At 42.1% G+C, this 19,361-nt stretch carries 11 protein-coding genes; all 11 read left to right on the top strand.

Features of this window, described 5'->3' with window-relative positions:
- Window positions 1–3: 3 nt before the first annotated feature.
- The 11 genes from RCC89_03995 to RCC89_03945 all read left to right on the top strand — a co-directional run bounded on the left by RCC89_03995 (window position 4) and on the right by RCC89_03945 (window position 19,300).
- Window positions 4–1,638, top strand: a complete 1,635-nt coding sequence (locus RCC89_03995) for a chemotaxis protein CheW (GenBank protein ID WMJ72327.1) — start codon at window positions 4–6, stop codon at window positions 1,636–1,638.
- Window positions 1,639–1,642: 4 nt separating this feature from the next.
- The gene (locus RCC89_03990) at window positions 1,643–2,263 is read left to right on the top strand and encodes a hypothetical protein (GenBank protein ID WMJ72326.1); all 621 of its coding nucleotides are present in this window, start codon (window positions 1,643–1,645) and stop codon (window positions 2,261–2,263) included.
- 349 nt (window positions 2,264–2,612) lie between these two features.
- A complete protein-coding gene (locus tag RCC89_03985) occupies window positions 2,613–3,095 on the top strand; it encodes a cytochrome c (protein ID WMJ72325.1) in 483 nt (160 codons plus the stop codon).
- Between the two features lie 84 nt (window positions 3,096–3,179).
- Complete coding sequence (gene nosZ / locus RCC89_03980) at window positions 3,180–5,102, top strand: Sec-dependent nitrous-oxide reductase (protein ID WMJ75638.1); 1,923 nt, start codon at window positions 3,180–3,182, stop codon at window positions 5,100–5,102.
- A gap of 72 nt (window positions 5,103–5,174) precedes the next feature.
- Complete coding sequence (locus RCC89_03975) at window positions 5,175–5,765, top strand: hypothetical protein (protein ID WMJ72324.1); 591 nt, start codon at window positions 5,175–5,177, stop codon at window positions 5,763–5,765.
- Window positions 5,766–5,767: 2 nt separating this feature from the next.
- Window positions 5,768–6,235, top strand: a complete 468-nt coding sequence (locus RCC89_03970; GenBank protein WMJ72323.1) for a nitrous oxide reductase accessory protein NosL — start codon at window positions 5,768–5,770, stop codon at window positions 6,233–6,235.
- A complete protein-coding gene (locus tag RCC89_03965; GenBank protein ID WMJ72322.1) occupies window positions 6,229–7,482 on the top strand; it encodes a nitrous oxide reductase family maturation protein NosD in 1,254 nt (417 codons plus the stop codon). Before RCC89_03970 ends, RCC89_03965 begins: the two co-directional genes overlap by 7 nt.
- A complete protein-coding gene (locus tag RCC89_03960) occupies window positions 7,479–8,222 on the top strand; it encodes an ABC transporter ATP-binding protein (GenBank protein WMJ72321.1) in 744 nt (247 codons plus the stop codon). Before RCC89_03965 ends, RCC89_03960 begins: the two co-directional genes overlap by 4 nt.
- Complete coding sequence (locus tag RCC89_03955) at window positions 8,219–9,007, top strand: ABC transporter permease (GenBank protein ID WMJ72320.1); 789 nt, start codon at window positions 8,219–8,221, stop codon at window positions 9,005–9,007. Before RCC89_03960 ends, RCC89_03955 begins: the two co-directional genes overlap by 4 nt.
- Before the next feature lie 143 nt (window positions 9,008–9,150).
- Window positions 9,151–10,422 (top strand): DUF2254 domain-containing protein, encoded by a 1,272-nt coding sequence (locus RCC89_03950; protein ID WMJ72319.1) that lies wholly within the window; start codon window positions 9,151–9,153, stop codon window positions 10,420–10,422.
- A gap of 337 nt (window positions 10,423–10,759) precedes the next feature.
- Window positions 10,760–19,300, top strand: a complete 8,541-nt coding sequence (locus RCC89_03945; protein ID WMJ72318.1) for a PKD domain-containing protein — start codon at window positions 10,760–10,762, stop codon at window positions 19,298–19,300.
- The last annotated feature ends 61 nt before the right edge of the window (window positions 19,301–19,361 follow it).

The following is a 19,361-nucleotide window of genomic DNA, read 5'->3' as shown; positions in this document are numbered from 1 at the left end:
GGGATGAGTTTTAGAGAGCAAGAGTTAAAAGAAGTTTTTATTGCAGAGTCACTTGAAACATATGATTCTCTAAACAGTCTTATGGTGGACCTTGAGAAGAATCCATCAGACCAGATGCTAATAGCTGAGATATTTAGGTTAATACATAATATTAAGGCAAACGCCAAGGCTATAGGCTTATCCCACCTTGCAGAAATAGCGCATCAACTTGAAACAGCCTTTGGAGGAGTTAGATCTGGCGACCTAATATTTACAGGAGAAGTAGCCAATACGCTCATGGAAGGTGTTGAAGCAATTGGAGATATCATTAGAAACATTGATAACCCAGACTTCCAGATTCTCAACACAGAATTACAAAGCAACCTAGATGCTATAATTGCCAATTTATCAGGCGCCCAAATTGAGTTACAGTCCATCCGTAAGTATTACAACAACCAAAAAATATCGCTCTCTGACCTAATACACATTAAGCTGAGCAAGCTAGATGATCTGCTTAACCTTGTGGGTGAGCTTATTCTTGACAAAGACAGGTTATTAGCTATTTCATCACGTCTTGACGATGAAGAACTTACAGGCGTCTGTGACCATCTTCACCGCGTTACTTCCAGCTTACAAAATAACGTTATGGATGCCAGGTTGGTTAATGTAAGTTCTTTATTTCATAAATTTCCAAAAGTGGTGAGGGATGTTGCTATGGTTGAAGGGAAAAAGGCAGACCTTATCATTTCGGGCGATAATATAAAAATAGATCGCAATATCCTCCAGACCATCACAGATTCACTCTTGCATTTAATTCGAAACGCTGTAAGCCATGGTATAGAATCGCCAGACGAAAGAATATCTAACGGTAAGCCTGAAACAGGAACTGTGCATGTTACTGCAAACAATGAAAAAGAAACGGTCATTATCCGCATTTCCGATGATGGAAAAGGAATAGATGTTGATAAGATAAGAAGTTTGCTAGTCAAGGAAAATGTCATATCTTCTGAAAAAGCAAAAGGAATGTCTAATAAAGAAATTTTGCCTTATGTTTTTATGCCAGGATTCAGTATGTCAGGAAAAATTACTGAATTTGCAGGTCGCGGTGTCGGCCTGGATGTGGTTAGGAGTGCAGTAGATAGTGTAGGTGGAAAAGTTGCAATTGAGTCCGAAAAGGGAAAAAACACAGTTTTCACGCTATCAATACCAGTTTCTCTCGCAGTAAGAGGCTCTTTATTATTCGAGTCTGGTGGTTCACCTTATGCCATTCCACTTATAAATACTCAGTACGTTACAAACCACCCTGCCGAAAATGTTCATGAAGCTGCTGGTTCAATGTTTATCAACATCAATAATGAACTGATACCTATTATAAACCTTAAATCACTTTTTGCTTCTCCTCTAAATAATGCTGCGTTTGGTCGGAAACATGAACTTGTCAATTCTTTTTTAAGTATAATTGTGGTCAATTATAATAATAGGAGTTTAGGACTAATTGCGGATAAAATGCTTAGGCAACAGGATATCGTAGTAAAGCCGTTGAAAAAACCCATTGACAAATCAAAATTTTTTGGAGGTGTTACTTTGCTTGGAAAAGGAGAAACGTGCCTAGTACTAGACGTCCCTTTTCTTACAAAATTCTATTTTTCTAAAGTATAGTTTTATGAACCTTCATTTCAATGAAAAAGAACAAGATTTTCTAAAAGAAATTGTTAATACTGGAAGTATTAAGGCGGCAGATGCTTTTGCTACAATAGCAAAAGAAAAGGTACTTGTGCATGTTCCCGACCTGAAAATAATAGAGTGGGGAAACTTCAGCCAACAATTTTCTGATTTTGAGAAACACACAATAGTTTCTGAAACAACTTTTTCAGGAGACTTAGAAGGTGCCGCATTTGTAATGTATACCGAAAAAGAGGCCGAAGAACTAGCAAAAGTATGCCTTGTAAATAAGTCTTTTAAGAAATTTGATTATGAAACGATAAATTCTTCCCTTATAAAAGAAGTAAGTAACATACTCAGCGTTTCCGCCCTTTCAAAAATAGGAGACATGCTTGACCTAAAGGTAATGTGTTCAAGTCAGCGCCTTAACAATAATTATATTGTAAACCTGCTTTCAAACCTCAACAACCGCTACCCTCTATTTCAGCCCATATTACTGACAGTACATACCCAATTTATATACAGTTACAAAACTATGAAATTTCCTTTTGTAATAATTTTTGACTTAAATTCCTTATATAACATTCTTAGTAAAATCAGGTCTGGAAATATAAAGTTTTAACCCTATTTATTTAAATCTCCTTTACGCTTCAATTTAACTTTCCCCACATTTTACTGCACTCCACCCAAATAAAGCAATAGTCTCCCCCTCTGTCAAATTTAAAATTACCAACACTCTTTGAAGCAGCTTAATCAGGGACAAGCAGGAAACACCATACTCCAACCATTGGCCATACCTATAAGTGTTTTTATTTAAAATCACTTTACACCAAGCTCATTCCCACTGATTCACAGCTTAAAACTGACCATTAATAAAAGACTTTATGATCTTTTTTTCCTCAAAACATGATATGCGTCATTTCTAAGGATACCTCCTTCTTGTACTTTTGCAATAAACAGAAAATATAACTATGAAAAACTTAATTAAAGGCAAAAGTTTGATCGTAGCCCTGATGTTTATAGCCGGAAGCTTTATGATTTCCAGTTGTTCTTCAGACGATCAGCAAGCAGATAAATCTCCTTCTGCAAAATCTGAAGCAGGAGAATCTGCTTCAGTACCTGAGTACGGTGTAGGGCCGGTCAAGGAAGTTTCAGTTTCAAATCCACCTGACGAGGCACTGGCAGAAAAAGGAGAAGCCATTTTTGCTTCAAAATGTTCTGCTTGCCACAAAATGGAAGGAAGGTATGTAGGGCCAGCCATGGATGGTGTGACCGAAAGAAGAAACCTTGCTTGGATTATGAACATGATCCTGAACCCTGAAGAAATGACTAAAAAAGACCCTATTGCCAAAAAACTTCTTGCAGAATATATGACCCAAATGGTCTATCAAGATGTAACTGAAGATGAGGCCAGGGCCATTGTAGAATACCTACGTCTTAATGACACTAATTAACCCCTTGATACTAATACTATGAAAAAACTAAATTTAAAAACCTTGGGGACAATGGCTATGGCAGCCATGTTGCTCACCGCAGGAATGACCTCCTGCAATGTTAAAAGCAAAGGCAGTCCTGATGGCACTGACGATGCTGCCCGTAAAGTCTATGTGGCACCCGGAGAGCATGATGAATTCTATGCCTTTCTTTCAGGCGGCTTCAATGGACAAGTATCGGTATATGGTATGCCGAGTGGCCGTCACCTAAAAATGATACCTGTATTTTCACAACATGCAGAAAACGGATACGGTTATTCCGAAGAGTCAAAAGCACTTCTAAATACAACTTACGGAAATATCCCTTGGGACGATTTGCACCATCCTAAGCTTTCCAGAACGGACGGTATGGCTGATGGACGATTCTTATTTGTAAACGGTAACAACACACCACGTATAGCAAGAATTGACCTTACTACCTTTGAAACGGTAGAGACTTTGGAAATCCCTAACAGTGCAGGTAACCACTGCTCTCCATACCCTACCAATAACACAGAATATGTTGTTGCAGGTACCAGGTTTAGTGTTCCTATTTCTGATGAAGGTGGTATTGAAGACATTGAGCTAGAAAAGCTGAATGAATATTATAGAGGCTCTATATCTTTTATTAAAGTAGATGATAAAAGTGGCGAAATGGACTTGGAATTCCAGATTTTGGTTCCTGGCTTTGACTACGATATTGCTAACGGTGGCAAAGGTCCATCTGAAGATTGGATATTCTTTACCGCTTACAATAGCGAGCAAGCAACAACTCTAAAAGAGGTAAACGCTTCTTTGCATGACAAAGACTTTGTTGCGGCCATAAACTGGAAAAAAGCAGCAGAATATGTTAAGCAAGGCAAATACAGGGAAATTCCTGCTGAGTATTTCCATAATAAAATGGACAAGAAAACACACGTAGCCAGCTCAGAAGTTAAAAAGAAGGTAAAAGTAATTTCTCCGGAAGAATGTCCTGACATCATGTACTTGATCCCAACGCCAAAATCACCTCATGGTGTCGATGTGGATCCTAGTGGAGAGTTTATATGTGTAAGTGGCAAGCTGGCATCTATGGTTCCGGTGCACTCTTTCTCAAATATGCTTAAGGCTATTGAGAATAAAGACCATGTAGATGTTTTTGAGTCAATTCCTATCCTTAAGTATGAGTCTGTACTTGCTGCGGAAGTAAAAGATATAGGTCTTGGCCCATTGCATACTGAATTTGATGGCAAAGGTAACGCTTACTCTTCCATGTTTGTTTCTTCAGAAATTGTAAAATGGAGATTAAAAGATTTTGAAATTCTTGACAGAATTCCAGTTTATTACTCTGTAGGTCACTTGATGATTCCTGGAGGGGACACCCATAAGCCTGATGGCAAATATTTGGTGGCGATGAACAAAATCACCAAAGACAGATATCTGCCTACTGGTCCTGAACTATGCCATAGTGCGCAGTTAATCGATATCAGTGGAGACAAAATGAAAATGCTTCTCGATTTCCCTACTATAGGAGAACCTCACTATGCACAGGCCATAAAGGCTGACATAGTGGCGCCAAAAAGCAAAAAGATTTACAGACTTGACGAAAATGAGCACCCTCATGCAACACTCAAGGAAGCTGACACGAGGGTGGAAAGAGATGGCAATATAGTACGTGTATATATGACGGCAATTAGAAGCCATTTAGCGCCTGACAACATAGAAGGTATTCACCTAGGAGATACTGTTTATTTCCACGTAACCAATCTAGAGCAAGACTGGGATGTGCCACATGGTTTTGCAGTTAAAGGTGCACGTAATGCGGAAATACTAATCATGCCAGGCGAAACCAAAACCCTAGAGTGGATCCCTACTAAAACAGGTGTTACACCATTCTACTGTACCGATTTCTGCTCTGCACTTCACCAAGAGATGCAGGGTTATGCCAGGGTATCACCAGAAGGTGCCAATGTGCCAATCAAGTATTGGCTTGGAGACCCTAAAAAATAAATTACTTATTACAAGTGCCCAATGCCCGTGGCCCTTTGGTCACGGGTTATCTCACCCTCAAATACTCCAACAATGAACCGTCTACCTTCAATATTCATGATACTTGCAGCCGCTTCACTAAGCTTGCTGTTCTTTTTCCCTATGTGGAAAATTTATCTTGATGCACCACAGTACCCTGAGGGGCTGGAAATGCACATCTGGATAAACAAAATAGGTGGCGATTCGGAGTTTACGCTCCAAAACTTTAATATCTTAAACCATTATATAGGCATGGCGCCTATAGACGCAAACTCTTTTAAAGAGTTAGAGATCATGCCTCTGTTTGCATTCGGGTTTATTGGCACTGCGCTTTTGTTGGCCCTATTTCCAAAAAGAGGACTTATTATGACCTGGCTTGTCCTTTTGGCACTCGCTGGAATAGCTGGGATATCCGACTTCTATCTTTGGTTAGTGAAATTCGGAACAGACCTTGACCCTTCAGCGCCAATTAAAGTACCTGGCATGACCTACATCCCTCCACTAATTGGTTCAAAGCAACTTTTGAACTTTCATGCCTTCTCTTTCCCTTCTATTGGTGGGGCGGGGATAGGACTGGCCATGCTATTCGGAGCACTTGCTTTTTGGAAAACTTATGCTAAAAAAATTAAAAAAGAAGAGATATGACTATGGCAACATTAACCTCCTACAAAAAGGGAGCTGTTTACTTCCTGTCCCTTTTTATTGGTTTTGTGTGCATGTCCTGCACTACCGAACCACAGCCAATCAACTATGGTTTTGATTCATGCGAACATTGCAAAATGATTATTTCTGATGCCCGATATGGTACAGAAGCAGTGAGTTCAAAAGGCAAAATATACAAATTTGACTCTATTGAATGCCTTGGATCTTGGGTCAACGAAACGGAAGACAGCAAGCAAATGGCTATGTTACTGGTAACCAGCTTTGACAATCCCGAAACATTAATAGAAATAGACCAAGCAACTTTCCTTCACTCTGAAGGACTGCCTAGCCCCATGGGTCTGTTCTTAACCGCATTTAGTGACAGTGAAATGGCTGAACAATATCAGTCTGAATTGGGAGGTAATATCGTCGATTGGAATGAAGTACGAAAAATCAGCACGAAGTTATGGTAAAAAATACTGCATATTTTCTTTTCATACTCCTTATGCTTCCAGCCTTCTCTCAGGCTGAAACCATAGAAGTATGTGCGTCCTGCCCAATTACTACTATACAATCTGCTGTTGACAAAGCATCGGAGTATGATACAATTGTAGTAAAAGAAGGCGTGTATAAAGAAAATGGCATTATTGTTTCCAAAAGCCTGCATATCAAAGGTGAAGGGAAAGCCATAATTGATGCAGGTAATAAAGAAGGGATAATTACTGTTCAGGAAACTGAAAATTTGACCATTGAGGGGTTGACCTTCAGAAATGTTGAGATAAGTTACATAAGAGATTATGCGGCAATTAAACTTATTCGTAGCAAGCATTGTGTCCTAAAAGATAATTTGCTTGAAAATACCTTCTTTGGGATTTATCTCGAAAAGTCAGATAGCTGCCTTGTTGAGAACAATTATGTAACAGGAAACGCTAAAACAGAATCCTCCTCAGGCAATGCCATTCATATTTGGAACAGTAATTATAATACTATAAAAGACAACACTGTAGAAGGACACCGAGATGGCATTTATCTAGAATTTGCCAAAAACTCAGATATCATCAACAATATAAGCCGCAAAAATATTCGCTATGGTTTGCACTTTATGTTTTCTGATGATAACCTTTATCAAGAAAACTCATTCATAAAAAATGGGGCAGGTGTAGCGGTTATGTATTCCAAAAGAATTACAATGACAAAGAACAACTTTGCCAATAACCAAGGAGCAGCTTCTTATGGTCTGTTGCTAAAAGATATTACCGACAGTAACATTTCAGACAATGTATTCCGAAACAACACAACCGGAATATTCGCAGAGGGCACAAACCGTACAGAAGTCCGTAACAATGAAATAAGCCGCAATGGCTGGGGAGTCAAAATGATGGGCAGCTGTGATGAATTAATTATCACCCATAACAACTTTAGAGCAAATACATTTGAAGTCAGTGCAAATGCCAAACGTCCTGGAAGCAACTCTTTTACAGGGAACTATTGGAGTAGTTACACAGGTTATGATCTAGACAAAGATGGTCTAGGTGATATTCCACACCGACCAGTAAAGTTGTTTTCATATCTACTTAGCAGAAGCCCTGCTTCTGTTGTACTTCTGCGTAGCATGTTTACAGACTTGCTTGAACTGGCGGAAAAAATAACCCCTGTTTTGACACCAGAATTTATTACGGACGAAGAACCATTAATGAAACCTATAAACCTAAAGCAATGATTTCTGTAGAAAATATCGAAAAGTCGTTCCGAAAGCTACAGGTACTTAAGGGGGTCAATTTAAAAATGTCTCCAGGGAAAATTTATGCTTTTCTTGGCCCTAACGGCTCAGGAAAAACCACGCTTTTGAAGCATATACTCGGACTAGTAAAGCCAGATCAAGGACTTATTACCATTAATGGCGCGGATATAAAAAATGGCTGGGAATACCGAAAGCAAATTGGCTACATGCCACAGATCGCTAACTTCCCTGAGAACCTTAATATAGAAGAAATATTGATGATGGTTTGCAATGTCAGAGGCATCTCTCCAGATTTCAACCATTTAATTCAATATTTCCAGTTAAAAGAACATTTAAAATCGATGCTCAAAAACCTGTCAGGGGGGATGAAGCAAAAAGTAAATGCCATAATGGCACTCATGTCTGACCCCGACATATTGATTTTTGATGAGCCTTCTACTGGACTTGACCCGCTTTCTCATTTAAAGCTAAAACAGCTTATTAAGAAAGAGAAAGACAAGGGGAAAACTATTATGATTACTACACATATTCTAAGTGAAGTTGAAGAGCTGGCAGATGAAATTATCTTTTTGCTTGATGGAAAAATATTCTTTCAAGGCCCTGTAGACCAATTACTGCACTCGCAAGAAGAAGATACCTTAGAAAGAGCCATTGCAAGAATCACGAATAAGGATGATTTTGAAAGATTTATGAAACACCAACCAGAAAATGCATTATGAGCAATAGCTTAAAAATAGTAAAGTACTCTTTTTACGATACCTTCAGAAGTTCGTGGGCTATCCTGTATTTTCTGTTTTTTTTATTAATTACAGGTGGGCTATTTTATTTTTCCGCAGACTTTTCCCAGTCGATCCCGAGTCTTTTAAATGTAATCTTGTTTATTGTGCCATTGGTAAGTATTGTTTTTGGCACTATTTACTATTACAACTCTCGTGAATTTGCCTTGCTCCTGATGACTCAACCCATGAAACGCTTCCAGCTTTTTCTGGGTCAATACCTTGGTCTTTCGAGTTCATTGGCCTTAAGTTTTGTAGCCGGCACCAGTGTGGTATTTGTATTCTTTGGAGCTGACCCAGACGCTATACCTCTTTTGGTCATGTTATTGGGTTCTGGAATATTCTTAACCTTTATCTTCACTGCCATTGCGTTTGCAGTATCCATCCACCACGACGACCGGACAAAAGGTTTTGGTGTTTCCATTCTTATATGGCTTTTTGCTTTAGTAATTTACGATGGAATATTTCTTGTGATTTTATTCGTTTTCGAAGATTACCCACTTGAAAATGTCGCCATTGCTATGACTATGCTAAATCCAGTAGATTTGTCCAGAATTATGGTCTTGCTAAACTTAGAAACAGCAGCGCTAATGGGATATACAGGAGCAGTCTTCAATAAGTTTTTCGGAACAACAAAAGGCGTATTGATTTCAGTGCTTGTTCAAGTGGCTTGGGTTATACTACCCTTGTTTATTTATCTCCGTAAAGCAAAAAACAAGGATTTTTAATAAGTTCAAAAGCCGCTTGAGCAATAAGCTTGGTAAGGAGTAGCAAAACCACTGTTTTCAGGCACAAAAAAAGGGTACTGCCTACCTATCCCAAAAACAATTTCATGTGTAACTGTCTTAATGTAGAACAGTAGGTTCTGCTAATGATAGGGAAAAGTTTAGTAAAAAGAGTCTTACAGTTTAGAAAAACCAATTTGTGGATAGCCCCGGTATTAGGTGCTATAATTGCCATTTTGGTGGCTGCCGGATCTTTGTACATGGACAGCCGAATAGATTGGGGCGAACCGCCACTGCCCTTTTTTAGAGGAGAGCCTGATACTGCACGTACTGCACTATCTGTTATAGCATCTTCGGTAACAACATTGCTCGCACTGATATTTACCGTTATAGTGGTAGCGATACAACTAGCAAGCAGCCAATACTCCCCACGTACCCTATCTTCTCTATTACAAGATAGGCCTAGCCATTTTACCATTGGTGTTTTTGTAGGTACATTTACCTATACATTGGTCATTTTATTAGCTCTCCGAAAGACCCAAATTGAAGACGGCACTATTTCCGGCATATCAATTAGTCTGGCTTTTCTGTTTGCCATTATCAGTTTAGGAACATTTGCTGTTTATAGTAACCATATTATTCAGGCAGTTAGAATTACTTCTCTGATAAACAGGGTTGGCACACAAGTTAGACAGGCCGTTAATGATATTTATAAAAAACCTTTCAAATCTGAAAGTAAACTAGAACATCCTAAGGCTGAACCTGATCAAATAATATTTAGCAGTCAGCCTGGTGCATTAATAGAAATTGACAATGAAAAAATCTTTGACCTTGCCCAAAAAGAAAATTGTGCCATTTATTTTTTGCCACAGACTGGAAGCTTTCTACCTGAAGGGTATCCAATAGCAAAAGTCTATGGCAGTAAAAATTTTGACTTGGGTGAACATATCGTTCTTTCAGGTACACGCACCCTACAAAACAACATTATGTACGGTCTAAGGCAGCTTAGCGACATGGCTGTTAGGGCAAATTCAACAGGTATCAACGATCCTGCCACGGCTGTTCAGGTCTTAGACCAAATCCACGATATATTGAGAAGGCTTGTTGTTAAAGACATGAGACCGCTAGTCATGAAAGACAAAGACAACAACATCCGGCTTTATGCGCCCATGCCTTCATGGGATGATGTACTTAGAGTAGGACTTGACGAGGTTCAGTATTATGGCGCTACATCGCTCCAAGTTGTCAGGCGCATGCGAACCATACTATTTGATCTACTGACAATTGCACCCCAAGAAAGAAAAGGGTCTTTAAAAAAACAGCTAAAACTCCTTGACAAAACTATTACCGAAAACTTTTCAAACAATCACTATAAAGAGTTGGCCCGTAGCCCCGATATTAAAGGCACAGGGTTTTAGCACTTGATATGTGATAGCATTGACCTTTTCTAGGTAATACTTTCACCAAACAATTAATGGCAACACCTCCATCGAACAAAGGCCACAGCACCCCCAAACACAACCAAACTCACCTTTTCGCCTATAACGGTTATGTCTCTTTCCTCTACGCTTGTCAACCCATATAGGACGCTTACAAGCTTACTGAGAGAAAAATGAACTTATGCTTTAACTTTAAAAAAATTAAGTGATACTACAGTATATATTTTATTTAAATAATATTAACAACTTGCTGATATTGAAGTATATTTGTAGTTTAAACATTACCGCATACTAAATTTTCGACACCTGTTCATTTATGAGGCATCCATGTTTTGTGTTATTTGTTTTTGTCCTACTCTCTTTTCAGGCATTCGCACAGGTAGAGGCAGATTTTACTTATTTCACACCTGGCGACTCTTGTGGTAGCCGTACTGTCCAGTTCGATGCCTCACCCTCTATAGGCGAAGAACTTTCTTATCAATGGCAATTCAGCAACCTTAGCACGGGAGCTTCATTAGGTACTGGTTCTGGTATAAATTTTACAAGAAATTTTTTGGAGCCAGGCTTATATGAAGCTACTCTTATAGTGAGTGACGGGGAGTCATCATCAGAGAAGTCCGCACAGTTTCAAGTTTACCGTAACCCTAATGTAGATTTTAGTGTAGATGTTACAGAAGGTTGTCCTCCTTTAGATGTAACATTTACCGATCACAGCACCCCAGGCGATGGTGAAATTGTGCACTGGGAATGGAGTTATAATGATGGTACCAGAGATAGTTTTGAGGAAGAAACCTCCCCTGTCCACACCTATAGCAGTAGAGGAAACTACTCCCCTTCTTTAATAGTCCGAAATAGTGTAGGCTGCACTGGTTCTAAAGCTATTGAGCGGCTGGTAACGGTTTATGATAAAATCAACCCATCTTTCCTATCAACCGATAACTTTAGTTGCGAAGCCCCACACACCGCAACTTTTGAAAATATATCACCAGAAAGTGACAACTTTAGCTTTATTTGGGATTTTGGTGATGGAAATGTGCGTGAAGATAATGAAACCTTTGTCTCTCACGAATTTTCTGAGCCGGGTATTTATTCTGTCAGCATTACTGCCATGAACCCAACCCAAACATGCTCCACTACGTTCCGTGGAACAGGAAATAGAAATGTAATCATCGGCAGACCTGTAGCTGGGATTAATGCGCCAGACACTATTTGCCTAGGAAGCCGCATAACACTTAGGTCTACCACCGACACTACAGGAATTAGTACAAACGGACGTTGGTTCATTGAAGATGTTGGAAACTGGAGAAATGGAACCATTCGTACCCATACTTTTAACCAAGAAGGAACTTGGAAGATCAGGTATTTCAATTCTAACAATTTATCGGGGTGCAGTAGCGATACTGTGACTCAAAACATTGTTGTTTTACCTGCGCCTAGTGCCAACTTTAGTGTAGACCATCGTGACGGGTGCCAAGTGCCACACAATGTTACCTTTACCAATGAGTCAGAAAATGCCATTGACTATACATGGAATTTTGGAGATGGCACCACCCTAAATACAGAAGACAATGAGGAAGTAACACATAGCTTTGAAGCTTTTCGCAATTACACAGTACGGCTGACGGCCCGCAACGAAGCTGAATGTGAAAACAGTACCGCATTAACTATTAGAAACAGAAGGCCGACTATAACTACGGAGTTGCTTCCTGAAGAAGGCTGTATGCCACATGGAGTAAATATGGAAACACGTGTAACATCTCTAGACCCTGTCCAAAGCTATATTTTTGATTGGGGAAATGGAGAAAAGGACACTGTAGCGGCTGGAGAAGCAGCACATGTTTATACAGAAGCAGGCGCTTACAGCCCATTTGTAACAGCTATTACCGAGCAAGGGTGTACTTTTTCTTCAGAGCCAGAGAGTGTATTAGTCAACGAGTTTTGTGATGATGATGGCAGTGGAGGTGGTGGAGGAGGCGGCGGTGGTGGAGGCGGTTTCGGCGTGGGAAGACCTGGAGATTGTGACGATAAGTATACTTTTGTATTTACCGATACCACAGAAAACGCCGAAGTTGTCTCATGGGAACTGCATGGCGAATTGATCGAAACTTCCGAAAGAGAAATATCCTATACTTTCCCTGACGATGAGGAAGACAAAAGGTTTATTGTGACCTTAACGCTGAGAGACATTAATACCTCTGAATTGACCCAGCGCTCTATTAGGGTCGTAGTTGTAGATGAAGAAGCAAACTTCTCTGTAGACAACCTTGATATTTGTAGGAACCTAACGGTAAACTTTAATACAATTGGTATCGACTCCAGCAATATCGCCACTTACACTTGGGACTTTGGAGATGGGACAGAAAGAGAAATTATTGACAATGAAAGTCACTATGACAGGTTTGAGCGATATCTAAATGGAAATACCAGTCACACATACGCAGATACCGGCATCTTTTACCCTCGCTTGATTATTGAAGACAAGTTTGGCTGTGTAGACTCGCTTATATATCCTGAACCTATCGTGGTCAATGGCCCAGAAGCTAGGTTTGTGGTAGACACGACACAGTTTTGCTCCAACGATTTTGAAGTCATTTTTGCCGATAGCTCTCGACAAAACGGGAACACCCCAATCGTTGAAAGGACTTGGAACTTTGGAAATGGCTCATTGACTTTTGACCATGATACCACCATTACAAGAAGCTACCAGCACAATGGCCATTATAGGCGTTATACCCCAACACTCACCATAACAGATGAACTAGGCTGCACCGACTCCTATACGCAGCATATTTACTCTTATGCTCCGCAAGCAAACTTTTCAACCAATGATACCCTTAGGTGCGGGATTCATAATATCCTTTTCCGAAACCAGTCCCGTGCACAGGTTTCCAGTGCCAACCAGTACACTTGGATATATGGAGATGGACAGATAGCCAATGGATATGCAGGAAACCACCGGTATACTTTTGCAGATACCGGAAGCTATACCGTAACACTTATTGTGGAAGATAATGGTGGCTGCATAGACTCTTTGACCAGAACAGATTATGTACGGCTGGTAAGACCAGTTGCCGATTTTGAAATTGGCCCGGACACTTCTCGCTGCGTAGGCTCTTTCTCCTTACCTTTTACCAGTACGTCTACGTATAGCCATACATATACTTGGGACTTTGGCGATGGAGAAACTTCTACCACAGAAAATGTGGAAGTGAGTCATTTCTATCCGCAGGCAGGGGAGTACAATGTACAATTAATAGTAACTGGGCTAAATGGTTGCCAAGACACAACCAGCAAGCCTGTGCGAATCAAAGGCCCCATAGGAGAACTAGCAGTAGCTGACACCTTTTTATGTTTGGGAGAAGAAATGAACGCTGAAGTCATAGGAAGCAATATATCTTCTTATTATTGGGATTTTGGAGACCTTTCTTCCACTTCCCATCTTAATGAGTCAGACTCAATCGCTCACTTATACAACAAGCCAGGAAAATATGTCCCCAATGTGATCCTTTTAAGTCCAGAAGGTTGTCAAATTACGCTCTCTGCATCCGACACAGTGGTAGTAGATAGTATAAATGCAGGGCCAACTGCAAATATTGAATGTGGAGATACCCATACAATGCTGTCAGGTTTCTCTGCCTTAGGACTAGAAAATTATTACTGGCAAGGACCAGATGGTGTTAATTTCTTGCCAGACAGCTTAAGCTTGACCACGGAAGCAGATGTTCCGGGTCTTTATGTACTGAAAGCCGTTGACAATATTTGTTCAATGACTGATACGGTAGAAGTAACTACATCAGGCATTGTTCCTACGGCAGATGCAGGAGACGACCAAAGATTGGACTGTATTACTGGCACAGCACCTCTTTTGGGCAGTACCACAACCCCAGAAACTTCTTTTAAATGGGAAGGGCCTGCGGGTGCCACCATTTTGCCCAATGATTCTACAGCAGCTATAACCATAAACAGACCAGGCGAGTATACATTAACTGTTATCCAAAAAGAATGTACAGAAACAGATGTTGCTTATGTAGCTGAGTGCACCCTCACCCCCATGGACACCACGGTGGCCATTTGCGCCAACATGGCCGGATTGCCTGCTCAATATGCCGGTTACGACCTGACGGGCCTAGATTATGCTGTCAGTGGCTATCAGGATTCTTATGTCCACTGGTTCAACGACGAAAACTTTACCAGTCCGGTTGATAACCCTGAAGCCACTTACCTGACAGATGGCGGGAAATATTATGCTGAAGTGAAAAGCCTGGACAGTGCCCAAACTGCCCGTGCAGTAGTTTCTTTGGTGGTGTACGACTATGTAGAGGTGTCTTTCGATGAAATACCGGATGCCTGTACCGCCTCTGAGCCTTTTGATCTGACCGGCGCGTACCCAGAAGGCGGCGTTTTCAGAGGGGCGACAGTTTCCCCAGAAGGCCTGTTCACACCGCCGGCAGACTCCGGGCTGTACGAGGTCAGCTACAAATATGTCAGCGAAGACGGGTGTGCAGATTCGTTGATGCGAGAAGCCGTGGTCGTAAAAGTGCCTTTGGCGCCTGTAGCCACCGACACGGTACGGTACTGCCAGAACATTGCAGATCTGCCCGTACTGGAAGCTACCGCAAGCGGATCCAATACCTTGAGCTGGTACAAAAACGACAGCCTTTTTGCCTCAAGGCCGGAACTGGGACGCCATGTCGTGACCGAACAGTACCAGGTAACACAGAGCAATTACCTCTGCGAAAGCCCTGCAACAACTATTACCGTAGTGGTAGATACCACACCGGTGCGACCGACTATTACGCCAGAAGGGCCTTTCTGCGAGGCGTCACTGCAAAACTTATATGTCCACGGCCTTGAAGGAAGCTCCTTTGCCTGGAACGACATTACTGGGGTTGACTCACTTGTTTATGCAGAAAATGACTCTATGCAATTTGTGGTAGCAGACCATGATGTTTCTGGAAATATCGTCGAAACCAGCATAGACGGGTGCATCAGCGACACCTCGTTTTACCATGTACCAGTGAACCTTTTGCCTTTGACAGATGCCGGAGAAGACAAGCGCCTCGATTGCATCAGCGGACAGATTGGTTTGTCGGGAGGGCCTACTGGCGATGGCATTACCTATGAATGGACAGGGCCGGAAGGAAGCACTTTTGCTGGCGGGAACGATATACCTTCGCCCGTGGTCGATAAGCCGGGTTGGTATTACCTAACGGCAACTGAAAACGCTTGCTCACAACTTGATTCCGTGTATGTATTGGAATGTACCCTCACCCCCATGGACACCACGGTGGCCATTTGCGCCAACATGGCCGGATTGCCTGCTCAATATGGCGGTTACGACCTGACAAGCCTAAACGATGCCGTCAGTGGCTATCAGGATTCTTATGTCCACTGGTTCAATGACGAAAACTTTACCAGTCCGGTTGATAACCCTGAAGCCACTTACCTGACAGATGGCGGGAAATATTATGCTGAAGTGAAAAGCCTGGACAGTGCCCAAACTGCCCGTGCAGTAGTTTCTTTGGTGGTGTACGACTATGTAGAGGTGTCTTTCGATGAAATACCGGATGCCTGTACGGCCTCTGAGCCTTTTGATCTGACCGGCGCGTACCCAGAAGGCGGCGTTTTCAGAGGGGCGACAGTTTCCCCAGAAGGCCTGTTCACACCGCCGGCAGACTCCGGGCTGTACGAGGTCAGCTACAAATATGTCAGCGAAGACGGGTGTGCAGATTCGTTGATGCGAGAAGCCGTGGTCGTAAAAGTGCCTTTGGCGCCTGTAGCCACCGACACGGTACGGTACTGCCAGAACATTGCAGATCTGCCCGTACTGGAAGCTACCGCAAGCGGCTCCAATACTCTGAGCTGGTACAAAAACGACAGCCTTTTTGCCTCAAGACCGGAACTGGCCCGCCAAGTCGTGACCGAACAGTACCAGGTAACACAGAGCAATTACCTCTGCGAAAGCCCTGCAACAACTATTACGGTAGTGGTAGATACCACACCGGTGCGACCGACTATTACGCCAGAAGGGCCTTTCTGCGAGGCGTCACTGCAAAACTTATATGTCCACGGCCTTGAAGGAAGCTCCTTTGCCTGGAACGACATTACTGGGGTTGACTCACTTGTTTATGCAGAAAATGACTCTATGCAATTTGTGGTAGCAGACCATGATGTTTCTGGAAATATCGTCGAAACCAGCATAGACGGGTGCATCAGCGACACCTCGTTTTACCATGTACCAGTGAACCTTTTGCCTTTGACAGATGCCGGAGAAGACAAGCGCCTCGATTGCATCAGCGGACAGATTGGTTTGTCGGGAGGGCCTACAGGCGATGGCATTACCTATGAATGGACAGGGCCGGAAGGAAGCACTTTTGCTGGCGGGGACGATATCCCTTCGCCCGTGGTCGATAAGCCGGGTTGGTATTACCTAACGGCAACGGAAAACGCTTGCTCACAACTTGATTCCGTGTATGTATTGGAATGCACCCTCACCCCTGTCGACACCACGGTGGCCATTTGCGCCAACATGGCCGGATTGCCTGCTCAATATGGCGGTTACGACCTGACAAGCCTAAACGATGCCGTCAGTGGCTATCAGGATTCTTATGTCCACTGGTTCAATGACGAAAACTTTACCAGTCCCGTAAATAACCCTGAAGCCACTTACCTGACAGATGGCGGGAAATATTTTGCTGAAGTAAAAAGCCTGGACAGTGCCCAAACTGCCCGTGCGGTAGTTTCTTTGGTAGTTTATGACTATGTAGAGGTGTCTTTTGATGAAATACCGGATGCCTGTACCGCCTCTGAGCCTTTTGACCTGACAGGCGCATACCCAGAAGGCGGCGTTTTCAGAGGGGCGACAGTTTCCCCAGAAGGCCTGTTCACACCGCCGGCAGACTCCGGGCTGTATGAGGTCAGCTACAAATATGTCAGCGACGACGGATGTGCAGACTCCTTGATGCGAGAAGCCGTGGTCGTAAAAGTGCCTTTGGCGCCTGTAGCCACCGACACGGTACGTTACTGCCAGAACATTGCAGATCTGCCCGTACTGGAAGCTACCGCAAGCGGCTCCAATACCTTGAGCTGGTACAAAAACGACAGCCTTTTTGCCTCAAGGCCGGAACTGGCCCGCCAAGTCGTGACCGAACAGTACCAGGTAACACAGAGCAATTACCTCTGCGAAAGCCCTGCAACAACTATTACCGTAGTGGTAGATACTGTTCACCAACCCCAAATAACACCTGTTGGGCCTATCTGCGAGGGCAATGAAGTAAGTTTGCCAGTAAGAGGCTTAGAGGGAAGCGAATTTTCTTTCCAGATAAACACAGGACAAAACAGTTTGAATGAACAATCAACTGCTGATTCCATAACATTTTATGTAGAAAATGATTTGGTGACAGGAACTGTTGTAGAAACTACCCTAAATGGGTGTGTTAGCGACCCTGAGCAAATTGAAATACAAGTAGATTTACATCCGTCAGAAGCTACTGTCTCAGGAAGCAAGTCAGATACAACTGTTTACTGTTTGGCTGAAGCAAATAAAGTTTTGACAGGAAATACCCCTCTAGTAGGCACTGGTTCATGGAATATCATTCACAACACAGGAGACATAGGCATAATGTTGGAAGACCATGCGTCGATGCTTACCAATTTTGAATCTATGAGCGATACTTTAGTCGCTGAATGGATCATATCCAATGGTGTTTGTCCTCAGGACACCGCAATACTTTCTGTTTTTCCAGAAGAAGCTTTTTATCCAGAGGTTTCATTAGAAGCTTTAGAGCCTGTATGTGAAGGCGAGGAAATAACATTAACAGCTATAACGGGTGAGGGTGTAGGTCCAACCCCTGCTTTCCGCTTTTTTGACCAAGACGGAATACTGCCTTCCAGTGATTCGCTGCAGAACACTATAGATGTGACAGTACATAAAAACCAATCGTTTTATGTTGAAGTAATTTCAAACCACCACTGCGTATATCAGCAAACTGGCAGGTCAGATATACACTATCAAGATGTGCACGAGATACCCAATGCCGAGATTATCACCAATGCTGATACAATTTGCGAAACTGACGGCCCTATCATTGCAACAGCTCGGGAAGATTCAAATGCATCGCTATATGAATGGTTCTCTCCTGAAGAGCAGTTCTATTCAGGCAACACTCCAAATTCTTTTGAGCTTGAAGCGCCTTCTGCCAGTGGTCTATATGTGCTTAGGGTTTCAGCAGAAATTTGCCCTCCTGTTTATGACAGTTTGTACATAAAAATATATGAACAACCTGAAGGATGGTTTACCAAAGAAGAGCTTTACGTTACCTACCAGCCTGGCAAAGAAACTTTATTGCCATTAGAGTTAGCCCCTTTACATTATGACACCTTGTCAGAAGTATCTTGGTACCCTACGGACTTTCTAACCTTTCCAGAAAGTGTAGACGGGGAGACATCTGATATTTCTATCCCATATTATGTGGCTCAAGATGAAGACTTCTCTACTTCTTATCAAGTCTCTATGTTTACAGGCCCTGCAGGCAGAGGTTGCCAATTAACGAAAGATATAGTCGTCAATAACTATACACCTGTTAAGATACCTAATACGTTCACACCAAACAATGATGGCTTAAATGACTATTGGCTTATAGATGGACTAGAAAAATACCCACAAACAGTAGTTAGGATTTATAACCGCTGGGGAAACATTATGTATGAAGACTATCACGGATATCGCCAACCTTGGGACGGCACCCGCAATGGACAGTTGGTGCCTGTTGCTACCTATTATTATGTAATAGAATTTAAGGGCAGCGGAGATGACTCTGACTATACATCTACAGGGTGGGTTAAGATACTTTACTAAAGGTAAAAATTAAGCTGTAGATTTAAGGCAAAAATAACCCATCTATAACTAGCAGAAAAAT

It is taken from the genome of Cytophagaceae bacterium ABcell3 (genome assembly GCA_030913385.1).
Classification (GTDB): Bacteria; Bacteroidota; Bacteroidia; order Cytophagales; family Cytophagaceae; genus ABcell3.
The sequence above is the reverse complement of the archived record's forward strand: the minus strand, read 5'-3'. Positions and strand labels throughout refer to the sequence as shown.